The organism is Streptomyces sp. NPDC004658 (genome assembly GCF_040609555.1).
Classification (GTDB): Bacteria; Actinomycetota; Actinomycetes; order Streptomycetales; family Streptomycetaceae; genus Streptomyces.
The window spans coordinates 1-12,970 of record NZ_JBEXKG010000185.1 but is presented as its reverse complement, the minus strand read 5'-3'; the positions used below and the strand labels follow the sequence as shown (position 1 = coordinate 12,970).

The window sequence follows — 12,970 nt, the reverse complement described above, 5'->3', positions numbered from 1 at the left end:
AGCCGACAGATCCCGTTGAGGACCCTGAGTCAGTCAGGCGTTGGGTCAGACCCCGCCGGGGAACGCTCACGTACATCCTCACTGTCAGGCGTCGTACCGAGCGCGAGAGCAGCCCGCAGCCGTACGGACGAACGGCTGTCCGCCAACCCCCGCAGCGCTCGCACCGCGTCCGTGTCCTGTCCCGGAATCGTCATCGAGACCACCTCCTGGGCCAGCAGTGAAGACCTTGTCACGGTGTCAAGGTCAAACAGGAGGTGCCGCTGCCCGCGGGGGGCATGCGGGCCGTGACGGCGTGGCCGGCGGCTGCGCGGGGCGGCCTGCGGCCGGCCACGGCTACCGGTGCTCGGGATTCTCGTAGTCGTGGCGGCAGCCCGCGTCCCACGCGGTGCGCTGGTTGCCGTAGGCGGGGATGCCGCCCAGGTCCTTCAGCGCCCGCGCCAGGTGCAGCAGGTTCCAGGTCATGAAGGTGGTGTTGCGGTTGGTGAAGTCGTTCTCCGGGCCGCCCGAGCCGGGGTCGAGGTAGGAGGGCCCCGGGCCCGCCTCACCGATCCATCCCGCGTCCGCCTGCGGGGGGATGGTGTACCCCAGGTGCTGGAGACTGTAGAGGACGTTCATGGCGCAGTGCTTGACGCCGTCCTCGTTCCCCGTGACCAGGCAGCCGCCGACACGGCCGTAGTAGGCGTACTGGCCGGCGTCGTTGAGCAGGCTGGAGCAGGCGTAGAGGCGTTCGATGACCTTCTTCATCACGGAGCTGTTGTCGCCCAGCCAGATCGGTCCGGCCAGCACGAGGATGTCGGCCCCCATGACCTGCCGGTACAGGTCCGGCCAGGCGTCCGTCTCCCAGCCGTGCTCCCTCATGTCGGGCCACACACCGGTGGCGATGTCGAGGTCCACCGCCCGGACGACGTCGACACGTACGCCCTGGGCGTCCATGATGCCGGTGCTCCGGTCGATCAGCCCCTGGGTGTTGCTCGTCTCCGGCGAGCGTTTGAGGGTGCAGTTGATCACCAGGGCCCGCAGGTCGTCGTACCGGGCCGGAGGGGTCTCGGTGGGGGGCGACGAAGCGGTCATGCGGTCCTCCCGGAAATCTGCCGCCACCCCTGCACGGCGGCGCGCCCACGTCCGGACCAGCCTGTGCGCCGCCCCCGGCAGGCGCCACCGCAACACCTCCGAATGGCCGCACCGCCCCACGCCCTGTGCCGGCGGACGCCGTCGGCTAGGAAGGGCGACCGCCGAACTGCCAGTCGTGCACCTCGATGTCGTCGTACCGGACCGCCGTCAGGATGGCGCGTGCCGTGTCCGGGTCCGACGCCCGGACCAGCGCCGCCGTGCCCAGCCAGGTGGCACCGTTGTCGGACAGCAGCGGCCCGTAGGCGATCAGCGCGTCCCGGTCGGAAGGAACCGCGAGATCGGCGGCTTGCCCCGCGCCGAGCCCGAGCACCAGGTACCGGTTGCCGCCGGTCCGGCCGCCGGGGAAGTCCCCCATGGTGCGCCCCAGCGTGTTGTGCCACCGTCGCAGCAGCACGTCCCGGTAGACGCCGGCCTGGTGGTTCGGCTCGTCGAAGGCGAACGCGCGGGCAGCGGCGGGATCGGGCAGGTCGAGGATGTGCACGCTGCCGGTGGGTGTGTCACCGTCGGCGGCCAGAGTCGGGCCCCGGGCGATCATCTCCTTCGCGTACTGGTCCATGTACGACCAATGCGCTTCCCGCAGTTCGTCGCGCAGCAGCAGGGAGCCGGGCCGGTCGCGGTGGTAACAGAAGAACTCCATGCCCAAGCATCCCGTCGCGGAGGCCACGAGGTCGAGCGGGTTTCCCGACGCCGGCTCCCGGCACCCTGCTCCCCCGGGTCCCGGCCCGTGGCCGCAAACCGCGGCCACTGGCCGGCCCGGCCAGGGCGAGACAGCGCTCCTGAAGCGCTGGCACCGCCCATGAGCACCCAGGGAACCCGTACCGGGCTCCCCTGGCCGGCAGGGAACCGGGAGGCGGACGTCGCCCGGACGGCCCCGTGTGCGGGCGCCGGTGCGGGGCACCCTTCGGACCGGGCCCTGGGAAGGGCCCCGAGCGGCGTGGGCCGCGGCCGATTCCGAGGCAGGCCGCGGCGCACGCCGTACTCTTCGGGCATCTCGCCTGTGCAGAACGGGCGGTGAGAGGTGCTCCTCGTTCCCGCTTGCCCTCCTCCTCACCGATGTGGCAGCCTCCCTCCAGCTTTTCGGCATGTACGTCTCACGGTGAAGGACTGAAGCCAATTGATCACGGCGCCCCGCAGCGGCCGCCGTCGGCACTGAGCCGTTCCCCCTCCGGGGCGGCGGTCACCGGTGCCCCCTCCGCCTCCTCACGGCGGCCCGACGACGCGGTGGCCGAGCCACCGCCCCGCCTCCCTGCTCGCAAGGTGGCCGCCGGCTACGGCCGGCACGACAGCCTGCGCGTTCTCCGTCCGCCCGCGCGGCGGCAGCGCGCTCCGTCCGTACCCCAGTGAGGACATCACCGTGGACATCGCCGTCCAGAACTTCACCGTCGCCAACCTGCGCCGCCGCCCCGCAGCGGTCGAGATCGGCGGCTTCGTCGCGGGATTCGATCCGGCGACGACCAGCCCCTACGTCAACTACGCGACCCCGGTACCCGGCATCCGTCCGACCGGCCGAGACGTCACCGCGCTGATCGAAGCGTTCCGCGAGCGCGGACTCACACCCCGGCTGGAGTTCGCTCCGCAGGCCGCTCCTGCCGTGGATCCGGCACTGCGCCGGGCGGGATTCACCACGGAGGCGGTGCACGCGTACATGGTCTGCACTCCCGCCACGCTCGCCCCGCGACCGGCCGGCGGCCGCTCTGGCGCCGGACTCCGCGTGGAGAGCCCGCGCACGGACGAGGACTATGCGGCGATCGACGCCGCCCTGTCCGAGGCGTTCGCCGGTGACTTCGCCCCCTCCGCGGAGGGCGCCGCCCGCCTGCGGCGCACTCAGGAGAACGGCGGTGCCGTCCGGTTCGTCCGGGCTCCCGAGGGCGGATGCGCCGGCGCGGCCTCCTGCTCCGCGCCGGCCGTGGGCACGTCGGAGCTCGCGGGTGTGGGGACCCGCCCGGCTTTTCGTGGCCGCGGGGTCGCCGCCTCGGTCACGTCGGCGCTGACCCGGGTCATGTTCTCCCGCGGTGCGCGATCGGTCTGGCTGGAGTATGCGGGCGAGGGATCGCGCCGCGTGTACGAACGCGTCGGCTACCGGCCCCACGGCACGCGTCTGTACATGCGCCTCGAAGGGTGAGGCACGGGTGGCGGCGGGCTGCCCGGGCCGAGAAACCCCGTGGCCGGCCCGAGTGACACCTCCTGTTCACGTCACGTCCCCGCGCGGTGGGCAGGCGGCCTGCGAGGATACCGTCGTGCTGGACGCGATCGACGTGGTGGACTGGGGCGCCCTACCGGGCCATCCCGACTGGTACGAACCGGCTCGCGCGGCCCGCGGTCTGCGAGCCCTCGCCGAAGCGGGCAACCTGGTGGAGGCGGCCGAGGCCGGCTCGCTCCTCGGCGGCGGCGGAATCGTCCATGGACACAGCGCGGCGGTGTTTCCGGCGGCCGTGGTCGCCACCCCCCTCCTCCTGGACATCGCTCAGCACGGTCACCCGGCGGCCCGTGCCACCGCGTTGGGGTTGGTCGACGAGGCCCTGTCGTCCTACCCCCACGCCGGGTACACGCGGGTGACGACGTCCTACGGCGCAGCGGTCCCGATCTGCTGTGCCATCGCCGGCCATCTGCGTGCCCGCACGGCTTTCCTCGCCGAACTGGGCAAGCGGGGCAGGGCACTTCTCGCGGAGGCGGCCGAGCACTGGCGCTTCGAGATCCGCGAGTGCGTCGCCGACGGCGGTGACACGGCGGCCTTCGGGGCGCTGGCCGGCCGTTTCCCGACCGGTGCGCACGCGGGGGAACTGCATGTCGACGGTGAGATCGCCGCGCTGGACGCGGTTGCCCTCGAATACCCGCCCGTGCCGGGCTCTTTCGAAGCGTGCCTGCGGGTGAGGGGGCGGCGCCCGGTCGAACTGCCGCCCGGCGCCGTCCTGTTTCCCGCGGCGTGCGGTGAGCGCGTGCACTGAACCGGTCCGGCCGCCGTGCCGCCGGCGGAGCGACACCCCGTGCCCTGGTTGTCAGTGGCGGCCCGTATGTTCTGCCCATGACTGATCAGTGGTGGGTGGACGTACGGCAGCGGGTCGAGACGGCCGCCGCGGGGCCTGGGAGCGGCAAGGTGTTCGGGGCGTTGGGGCACCGGTGGATCCTGGAGGACCCGCTCACCCAGGACGAGCTCGCCGAACTCGAAGCGCAGACGGGCGTGCGGCTGCCGGAGGAGTACCGGGCCTTCCTGCTCCACGTCGGCGCGGGCGGCGCCGGCCCCGCCTACGGTCTCTTCCCGGTGCGGCGCGTACAGGGCCGTTGGCGTTGGGAGGGCGACGGCGCGGACATGGCCGACCTGTCGCGGCTCGCCGAGCCGTTTCCCGAGCAGGGCCCGGACCCGCGGTTGGTCGACGATCTTCTTGCCCGGCGTCCCGAGGAGGAGGACTTCGACGCCATCGAGGACTTCGACGACGCCATCGAGGCGTGGGACGAGCGGTGGGAGGCCGTCATGTTCGCGCCGGAGCGCACCGTCGGCGCGATCGTGATCTCCCATCTGGGCTGCGCCCAACGAGAGTGGCTGATCCTCAGCGGCCGCCATCGCGGCACGGTCTGGTCCGACTGCCGGGTGGACGACGTCGACCTCGCCCCGCTCCTCGACGAGGACGGTGCGCCGGTGAGGTTCGCCCGCTGGTACACCGACTGGCTGGAGAAGGCCGAGCGCACAGCTCTGTCGATGCCGTAGGCCGAGCGCGTCGCGGTGACGGCCGGCGGCTGTCAGCGAGCGGTGGCGGCGTACTGGTCCGAGGACAACGCGAACACCCGTACGCGCCGACCGTAGGAGGGATTGACGGTCTCACGGACCAGACTCATCCCGAGTTTGGCCGTGATGCGTTCGGAGGCGTGGTTGCCCGCTTGAGTGATGCTGACGATCCGCTCCAGCCCTCGCTCCTCGAACCCGAACCGTACGGCGGCCTCAGCGGCCTCGGTGGCCAGGCCCCGCCCCCAGTGGGCGCGTCCGAGCCGCCAGCCGACCTCGACCGCCGGCAGTACCTCGGGGAGGTAGTGGGGCACCGAGAGACCGGTGAACCCGGCCAGCTCGCCGGTGGCCCGGACTTCCACGGCGAACAGGCCGAAGCCGGCCGACTCCCACTCTCTCTCCCACGCCCGGATGCCGTCGCGGCTCTGCTGTTCGTCGCGGACGCTGCCGTCACGGATCCACCGCATGACCTCGGGGTCGGCGTTGATGGCGGCCATGGGCGCGACGTCTTCCGCACGCCAGCGACGCAGGATCAGACGGGGAGTCTCCAGCGTGACCATCCCGTCATTCTGGATCACGGACGGACTGTCCGCCACCGTCACCTGGCATTTTCCGACAGGTCCGCGGGACTGCCACAGGCGGTCGCCGCCGGCGGTGGTCGTGTCCGGGTGCGACTGGTCGGGGCCGGTCCCTGAGTGGGGAGTCGGAGACGGCGGGCGCTGGTCAGCCGGAGGCGGTGGCGACCGCGAGGCCCAGGCCGATCAGTGCGACGCCCGTGGTCCGCCCGGGCGCACGGCGGATCCGCGGCCTCTGGAGCACCGGCCCGGCCCCGGACAGCCAGAAGCACGTGACTGCCCGGCCAGGCGACGGTGAGCGTGCCGTGGAGGAGCACGAGGAGCGTCATGGCCCGGGATGCCCGTCCCCGGGGCCGGCCACGGGCGCGCGCCGGGTCACCACCGCCATGTCCGGGCCGCGCGCGATGGTGAGCAGCCCCAGGACCCCGAGCGCGGCCATGAGAGGGGTCAGTACGTGGACAGCGGGTTGGCAGCGGTGCCCTCGGTGCTCAGCAGCACGACGACCGAGGACGGCCCCAGCCCCAGCGCCGTACGGCGTTCCCGCGCCCCCGCGCCGGTGAGCGCCGCGTGCGCACCGGCGAGCGAGGCGGCCCCGCACGGGCCCGAAGAGACGCCGGCAGCGGCCAGGTCACCGGCCGCGCGGGCGCTGTCGGCGTCCGCGACGGCGACCGCCGCGTCCAGCCCGTCGCGCAGAGGGGGCCAGGCGATGCTGGACGGGGTGCCGCAGTTCAGCCCGGCCATGGCGGTCTCCCCCGTGGGGACGCTGACGGGTGCGCCGAGGGTGAGGCTCTCCAGAACGCACGGCGCGGTCTCAGGCTCCACCGACAGCAGCGCCGGGGCACGGCCGGAGGGGCGGCTGCGGTAGTGGGTGACCACGGCCTGTGCCAGAGACCCCACGCCCACCGGTACGGAGACGAGATCGGGGCCCTCGGCGACCCCTGCGGCCGTCAACTGCTCGTCGATCTCCGCGCAGAGGGTGGAATACCCCTCGACGATCCACCGCGGGACCTGTTCGTAGCCCGGCCACGCGGTGTCCTGGACCAGGACGGCATCCGGCGCGGCAGCCACCTCGGCCGCCTGGCGCACGGCCTCGTCGTACGGCCCCGGGACCTCCGTGACCTTCGCCCCTTCCTCGACGATGGCCGCCACCGCCCGCGGATGCACGCCCTGCGGAACGAAGACGTGGGCTTCCTGGCCGAGGCGGCGCGCCATGCGGGCCACCGCGCGGCCGTGGTTGCCGTCGGTGGCGGTCACGAGGGTGACCGGGGCCGGTCCGGTGCCGTGCGCCGCCCGCTCGGCCAGGACGCGGTGGACCGCCCAGGACGCGCCCAGGGCCTTGAACGCGGGCAGTCCCAGTCGGCACGACTCGTCCTTGACGAAGACCCGGCCGACCCTCCAGGCGTCCGCCCGCGACGGGAGTTCGGTCAGTGGGGTGGGCGCGTAGTCGGGCAGCGAGAAGTGGAAGGCCCGCACCTCGGCCGGCGCGGGTTCACACCGCCAGGCACGGGCGCCGGAGCGCGCGAACCACGGCAGCGTACGGGCGGAGCGGGCGTCGTCAGGCACAGCATCAGGGTGGGGCACCCGGTTACGATCGGTCCAGCGCATGTTTCCGACCTGTAGTCATCGGAGAAACCGAGCGATCGGCAAGCGGCCGGCATGGCCGTGGGAGCGAGGAAGGCGGCCGTCCCGTGTTCGACCTGCACCGACTGCGCCTGCTCCGGGAACTCAAGCACCGCGGCACCCTGGCCGCCGTCGCCGCCGCCCTGTCCTACGCCCCCTCCTCCGTCTCCCAGCAGCTCTCCCAGCTGGAGGCCGAGGTCGGCGTCCCGTTGCTGGAACCCGTCGGGCGGCGGGTACGGCTGACCGAGCAGGCCGAGATACTCGTCGCCCACACCGAAGCGGTCCTCGAACGCCTGGAACGCGCCGAGGCGGACATCGCCGCCTCGCTGTCCGAGCTGACCGGCACGCTGCGCGTCGCCTCGTTCCAGACAGCCGCCCTGGCCCTCGTGCCGACCGCGCTCGGCCTGCTGCGTGAGGAGCACCCGCGTCTGCGCGTCCACGTCACGCACATGGAACCGGAGAAGGCCCTGCCCGCCCTGCAAGCGCGCGACTTCGACCTCGTCCTCGCCGAGGAGTACCCCGGCAACCCCAACCCGCGGCCCACCGGACTCGAACAGGAGGACCTGCTCGACGACCCCCTGCACCTCGCCCTGCCGGAACCGGCCGGCACACGGGATGCCGACGGCCCGACGGCGGCGCTGCGTTCACTCGCCGACCACCCCTGGGTGATGGAACCCGAGGGCACCGCCGCCCGGCACTGGGCCACGACCCTGTGCCGCACCGCCGGCTTCGAACCGGACGTGCGGTTCGAGACGGCCGACCTGCTGCTCCACCTCCGTCTGGTCGAGCAGAAGCACGCCGCGGCCCTGCTGCCCGGCCTCGTGTGGAGCGGACAGTCCCCGACCGTCACCCTGCGGCGGCTCCCCCGCGGTCAGCGCACGCGCCGCATCTTCACCGTCGTACGCCGCGGCCGCGGCCGGCACCCCGCCGTGCGGGCGTGCCGGGAGGCCCTGCGCCGAGCCGTCGACCTGCGCTCCGACCAGGCGTGAGCGGGCCGGCTGCCCGGGGTGCGGCCGAGTCCGGTCCCGGCCCTGCGCCGTCGAGATGCACGCTCCGACGGCGCGTCGCGGGGAGCCGCTGAACACCGCGGGTGTCACTTCCCCCGCTCGGGCAGGCCGAGCAGCAGCAGCGTGACATCGTCGTCGTGCGTGGCCGTGTCCGGGATGAGGGTGCCGACCAGGTGGGCCGCGGTCGCGTCGAGGGTGTCCGGATCCGTGGGGGCGTTCTTCCACGCGCCGTCGAGGGTGCGGGTGAGGACGTCGATCTGGGCCTCGATGTCGGTGCCGGGCCTTTCGACCAGTCCGTCGGTGAAGAGCGCGACGGTACTGCCCGCGGGCAGCGGCTGGGTCGTCTCCTCGAACGGCACCGCGGCGCCGGACAGCTCGTTGACGCCCAGCGGCACACCGACCGGCGCGGGCAGCGGGCGGGCGGGCCCGCCAGGCGGGCGGGTGATGACCGGCATGTGCCCGGCCGAGCACAGGGTGACTTCGTGGGCCTCCTGGTCGATCACCAGGTAGACGCAGGTGACGAGCTGGTCCGCCAGGTCGCTGACGAACGCGTCGAGACCGGTCATGAGCCGGCTGGGCGGTATGCCCGTACGGGCCAGCGCGTGCGAGGCGGCGCGCAGCTGGCCCATGACGGCCGCCGCTTCCAGGCCCCGGCCCATCACGTCGCCGATCACGATGCCGGTGCGGTGTGCGTCGAGGGGGATGATGTCGAACCAGTCGCCGCCCACCCCGGGGTCCCGGACGGACGCGAGGTAGCGGTGGGCGCTGGGCAGGTTCGCCAGCCGGGGCGGCTCGCCCATGAGGCTGTGTTGCAGGGTGTAGGCGATGCGGCGCTGCTGCTCGTAGCGTCCGGCGCGTTCCGCCTCGATCTGCCGGCGTTCGGTGATGTCCCGTACGGTCATGAACATCACCGCCTCGTCCTCGGCCTGGAGGGTGCTGACGCTGACCTCGACGGGGAACTCGTCCCCGTCGCGGTGCAACCCGTACAGGTCCCGGTCCAGCACGATCGGCCGCGGATCGCGCCGGCGCAGGTACGCGCCCAGCAGCGCGCTGTGCCGCCGGCGCCGCGCGCCGGGCACCAGGTCGGCGACCTTCGTGCCGACGAGGTCGTCCGGCCTGTGGCCGAAGAGTCGTTTCACCTGGGCGTTGGCCATGACGATGGTGCCGTCGCCGTCCGCGATCAGGGTGGCGTCGGGTGCGGACTCCAGCAGCGCGCGGAACCGCTGGTGGGACCGCTGGACCTCCCGCTGGGCCGCGACGCGTTCGGTGACGTCGATGACCACGCCGCAGACGGCGTAGGGCCGGTCGGCCGGATCGGTGAGCGGGAACATCGTGGTGAGGACGTCCCGAGGGCCTATCGGCAGGAGCAGCCGCTCCTCCCGCTGTACGGCGGTGCCGCGCGCCGGCGCGGCGAAGTCGCCGGAGCTCATGTGCCGGGCCAGGTCGGCCGGCAGGACGTCTTCGGCGCGCCGGCCCACGACCCGTTCGTACGGCAGGCAGGTGTTCTCCTCGAACCGGGTGTTGACCGCCAGGAAGCGGCCGTCGAGGTCGGTGATGAACACCGCCGCGGGCGTGTGGTCCATGAACGCCTGGAGCAGTTCGTTCTGGCGGACCTGCCATTCGGCCCGGGCGTGTGCCAGCTCGACTCGGCGGCCGACGGGCAGGGCGGCGAAGACGACCACGGTGAAGACGGCCGCGTGCGCCCACACCAGCAGCGCCGTGGCCAGCCGCCCCCCGTACAGCCCCGTGTTCTCACCGGCCATGACACCCCAGCCCAGCAGCAGGGGGACCACCAGGTTGGTGGCGACCAGGCGGCGCCCCAGCGGGCTCATGATGCCCGCGTTCATCAGCAGTCCCGCAGGGCCTTCGGCCGGCCGGGCCAGGAACGCGGCGATGCCCAGCAGCACCAGGGCCAGTGCGGTGGGCAGGGCCATGTAGGCGCCGAACCGTTCCATCTCGGGTGCGTGGTAGGCCAGCCCGTACAGACGCAGCAGGCCCAGGCCGAGGACGCACAGGCCCGTGATCTGGCTCGCCCAGGCGGGCAGTCGGCGCATGCCCAGGCCCAGGGACGCCGCGCCTCCGAGCATCAGCGCCGCGGCCACGCTCGGGGCCATCCGCCCCGGCGCTCCCGTCATCAGCCGCACGCTGTCGTCCCTGAAGAGAAGCTGGTCGATGCCGAGGCCGGTCCCGGTGGCGTACTCCAGCAGGGTGAGCCCGCCGATCAGGGCGGCCAGGCCCGCGCCCGCGCGCGCCACGGCGGTCGCCCGCCGGGTCGTGGGCGCGCGAGCCGCCAGGAACAGCGAAAGACCCACCGCGAGGAGAGCCACGGCGGTGTTCGGCTTCATGACCGGGGTGCCGCCGGGCAGGGCACTCTTCAGCACACCGATGCCGAAGATCCACCCGGACAGGCCCACCGCGCCGAGCAGGGCGCACAGCAGCGACGCGCCCTGGGCCACCGCGCGGGCGGCGGCCAGGACGGACTCTTGGAGCGGCAGACCTTCGGCCTGCTGCTTGCGCCTCGCCAAATCATCACCTTGAGGACAGATGACCTAAGTGCCACGAAGCTACTTCAAACTTCACCAATGCGTACAGACTTGTCATGACGGCGCCGGGATGCTACGGGCGCCCGGAAGGGCATGAACAGGACACGGCCTTGTCCGGCCGAGGGGACCATTGCCCTTTCGTGCCCGGCTGCGCATCCTGCCGGGATGCACTTCTCCATCAACATCCCGAACTTCGGCGACTTCGCCGATCCCCGCAACGTCGCCACCGTGGCGGTCGCGGCCGAACAGGCCGGCTGGAACGGGCTGTTCGTCTGGGACCACGTCCTGCACCGACAGCACCAGGGGCGTCCCTTCGGGGACCCCTGGATGCTGCTGACCGCTGCCGCGCTGGCGACCTCCCGCATCCGACTCGGCACCCTGCTGACGCCGGTCCCCCGTTACCGCCCGCAGCAACTGGCCCGCCAGGTGGCGACCCTGGACAACCTCAGCGGCGGCCGGGTGATCTTCGCCGCCGGGCTGGGCGGTCCGATCGAGGACGAGTACCGCAGCTTCGGCGACGCCGCGGAGCCCCGCCTCCTCGCCGAGCGACTGGACGAGGGACTGGACTTGCTGCGGCGTTTCTGGTCCGGTGAACCGGTGGACCACCACGGCCGGCACTACGAGGTCCGGGATGTGACGCTGTTGCCCGGCAGCGTGCAGCGGCCCGGGCCGCCGGTGTGGATCGGCGGGTTCTGGCCGCGTCGGCCGCCCATGCGGCGGGCCGCCCGGTGGGACGGCGCGGTGCCCCTCTTCGAGACGGCACGGCACGGGCATGTCCCCGATGTGGCGGAGGTACGGGAACTGGTCGGCTACGTCCGCAGGCACCGCCCGTCCGGGGACGACCGCCCCTTCGCGTTCGTGCTCGGCGGTGCCACGCCCGCGGACCCGGCGAAGGCCAAGGACCTGATCGGGCCGCTGCACGACGCCGGCGCCACCTGGTGGGACGAGCGCCAGCTCCAGACCGGCCCCGACCTCGACCGTCTGCCCCCTGTGCTGCGCCGCGTCGAGGCGGGGCCGCCGGTGATCTGACCGGACGGTCCAGGACGCAGGGCGTGGCGGGCGCCGATCGCCGCCGGGCGCTCGGCGCGCCGATGACGTCGGCCGGGGCGATGCGGCCCGCTGCCACTCGGAGGTGAGGCGGCGCCGTCGGTCACCCGGACCGCGGGCGGCCGAAGGGACCGCGCGGGGTCCGTCAGGAGGGGGTCGGGCGGTCCGGGTCCTCGCCGTCGACCTCGAACACCTTCGTCCATGTGGCCCCGCACCGGCAGCGGGAGTGCTCGATGAGTTCTCCTCGTTCCGACACGCTCAGTCCCTGACTGAGCCGCACGTGCACATGATCGGCCATGGGGAACTGCTCTCCTCGACGTCCGCGACCACCTCATCGTGGTGTCGTGTCGCTCCGGATGGCAATGCCGCAGCTCACACACCTCCCGGGGGTCCGGGGTTTCCCTGCGGTCCGAACTGTCGCGTCGGCCCTGGCATCGCAACGGCCCTGATCTCCGCAACCCTGCGAGCCGACCGGGAACGCGGTCTACGGACCGGCACGCTCCAGGCCGGCAGAACGGGCGTCGGGGTCTACCGGCGCATGGGGTTCCGGACGGTCGGCGCGTACGAACTGTTCCGCCTCCCGGCGCCCTGACCCCACCGGGACCGGCCGGGCACCGATCCCGCCCGGACCCCCGGCAGAAGCCGGACAGCGGCCCGCCCGCGGCGCGCACAGGCTCCGGCCGGCCCGCGGCCGTACCACCGATGACCCGAACCCCCGTCTGCTCAGCCCTGCTCAGCCCTGTCACGCGGGCAGGCAGCGGGCGGCGTGACGAGCCGGCGTGCGGGCAGATCCCGTCGGCCGCCCGTGGGCGAGTGAGGGCCGGGCCCTCGGGTACTCGCCACGGCATGATCAGGCGGGCGCTGTGGCAGGGCTCGATCGCCGGTATCGCCGGTGGCGTCGTCATGACGCTCGGGGAAAAGGCCGAGCAGGCCCTCACCGGCCGGCCCGACTCCCATGTGCCCGCCCGCGTGCTCCAGCGCCTGACCGGACTGCCCGAACGTCCCGGCGCGCAGCCGCCGCCGGTCAACTGGGCCATGCACTACGGCCAGGCCGCCCTGCTCGGCGTGCTGCGCTCGGTCATGGCCCAGGCGGGGCTGCGCGGACCGCTCGCCTCCGCCAAGTTCGCGGTCGTCCGCCTCACGAACGACCAGATCCTGGAGAACGCCACCGGTGTGGGCGCTCCGCCTTCCACCTGGCCCCGTAGGGAACTCGTCCTCGACGTCCTGCACAAGACCGTCTACGCCTTCGTCACCGGAGCCGTCGCCGACCTGCTCGCGGCAGGCGACGGTCCCGGGCCGGGCCGGCGCCACGCCGCCGTCCGCCCCGGC

General features: G+C 73.2%; 12 protein-coding genes and 1 pseudogene. 6 read left to right on the top strand and 7 right to left on the bottom strand.

The window, feature by feature from the left end:
- Positions 1 to 83 precede the first annotated feature (83 nt).
- The 3 genes and pseudogenes from ABZV94_RS35880 to ABZV94_RS35870 all read right to left on the bottom strand — a co-directional run.
- Positions 84 to 251, bottom strand: a pseudogene (locus tag ABZV94_RS35880) (HEAT repeat domain-containing protein); the annotation flags it as partial.
- 82 nt (positions 252 to 333) lie between these two features.
- Positions 334 to 1,071 carry a flavodoxin family protein gene (locus ABZV94_RS35875; protein ID WP_356348145.1) on the bottom strand — a complete coding sequence of 246 codons (738 nt, stop codon included), beginning with the start codon at positions 1,069 to 1,071 and terminating at the stop codon, positions 334 to 336.
- Positions 1,072 to 1,216: 145 nt separating this feature from the next.
- On the bottom strand, positions 1,217 to 1,768 hold the full coding sequence (locus tag ABZV94_RS35870) for a YciI family protein (protein WP_356348143.1): 552 nt from the start codon (positions 1,766 to 1,768) through the stop codon (positions 1,217 to 1,219).
- A 717-nt stretch (positions 1,769 to 2,485) separates the two neighbouring features.
- On the opposite strand from ABZV94_RS35870, the gene ABZV94_RS35865 reads away from it, so the two are divergent.
- The 3 genes from ABZV94_RS35865 (at position 2,486) to ABZV94_RS35855 (ending at position 4,834) form a co-directional block, all read left to right on the top strand.
- Positions 2,486 to 3,253 (top strand): GNAT family N-acetyltransferase, encoded by a 768-nt coding sequence (locus ABZV94_RS35865; protein ID WP_356348141.1) that lies wholly within the window; start codon positions 2,486 to 2,488, stop codon positions 3,251 to 3,253.
- 115 nt (positions 3,254 to 3,368) lie between these two features.
- Positions 3,369 to 4,076, top strand: coding sequence for a hypothetical protein (locus ABZV94_RS35860; protein ID WP_356348139.1), 708 nt, complete (start codon positions 3,369 to 3,371; stop codon positions 4,074 to 4,076).
- Between the two features lie 77 nt (positions 4,077 to 4,153).
- On the top strand, positions 4,154 to 4,834 hold the full coding sequence (locus tag ABZV94_RS35855; RefSeq protein ID WP_356348137.1) for an SMI1/KNR4 family protein: 681 nt from the start codon (positions 4,154 to 4,156) through the stop codon (positions 4,832 to 4,834).
- Between the two features lie 32 nt (positions 4,835 to 4,866).
- On the opposite strand, the gene ABZV94_RS35850 is transcribed toward ABZV94_RS35855, so the two are convergent.
- Positions 4,867 to 5,409 (bottom strand): GNAT family N-acetyltransferase, encoded by a 543-nt coding sequence (locus ABZV94_RS35850; RefSeq protein ID WP_356348147.1) that lies wholly within the window; start codon positions 5,407 to 5,409, stop codon positions 4,867 to 4,869.
- A 462-nt stretch (positions 5,410 to 5,871) separates the two neighbouring features.
- On the bottom strand, positions 5,872 to 6,987 hold the full coding sequence (locus ABZV94_RS35845; protein ID WP_356348135.1) for a diaminopropionate ammonia-lyase: 1,116 nt from the start codon (positions 6,985 to 6,987) through the stop codon (positions 5,872 to 5,874).
- Between the two features lie 125 nt (positions 6,988 to 7,112).
- On the opposite strand from ABZV94_RS35845, the gene ABZV94_RS35840 reads away from it, so the two are divergent.
- Entirely contained in the window at positions 7,113 to 8,033 is a 921-nt protein-coding gene (locus ABZV94_RS35840; RefSeq protein WP_356348133.1) for a LysR substrate-binding domain-containing protein, read from the top strand.
- A 104-nt stretch (positions 8,034 to 8,137) separates the two neighbouring features.
- Here the strand turns inward: ABZV94_RS35840 and ABZV94_RS35835 are convergent, their stop codons facing one another.
- Entirely contained in the window at positions 8,138 to 10,576 is a 2,439-nt protein-coding gene (locus ABZV94_RS35835; protein ID WP_356348131.1) for a SpoIIE family protein phosphatase, read from the bottom strand.
- 183 nt (positions 10,577 to 10,759) lie between these two features.
- Between ABZV94_RS35835 and ABZV94_RS35830 the strand changes: the two genes are divergently transcribed.
- On the top strand, positions 10,760 to 11,623 hold the full coding sequence (locus tag ABZV94_RS35830) for an LLM class flavin-dependent oxidoreductase (protein ID WP_356348129.1): 864 nt from the start codon (positions 10,760 to 10,762) through the stop codon (positions 11,621 to 11,623).
- Between the two features lie 163 nt (positions 11,624 to 11,786).
- Here ABZV94_RS35830 and ABZV94_RS35825 read toward each other — a convergent pair whose 3' ends face one another.
- The gene (locus tag ABZV94_RS35825; protein ID WP_356348127.1) at positions 11,787 to 11,939 is read right to left on the bottom strand and encodes a hypothetical protein; all 153 of its coding nucleotides are present in this window, start codon (positions 11,937 to 11,939) and stop codon (positions 11,787 to 11,789) included.
- 548 nt (positions 11,940 to 12,487) lie between these two features.
- Here ABZV94_RS35825 and ABZV94_RS35820 point away from each other — a divergent pair.
- Positions 12,488 to 12,970, top strand: a 483-nt coding sequence (locus ABZV94_RS35820; protein WP_356348125.1) for a hypothetical protein, incomplete at its 3' end; no start/stop codon positions are given.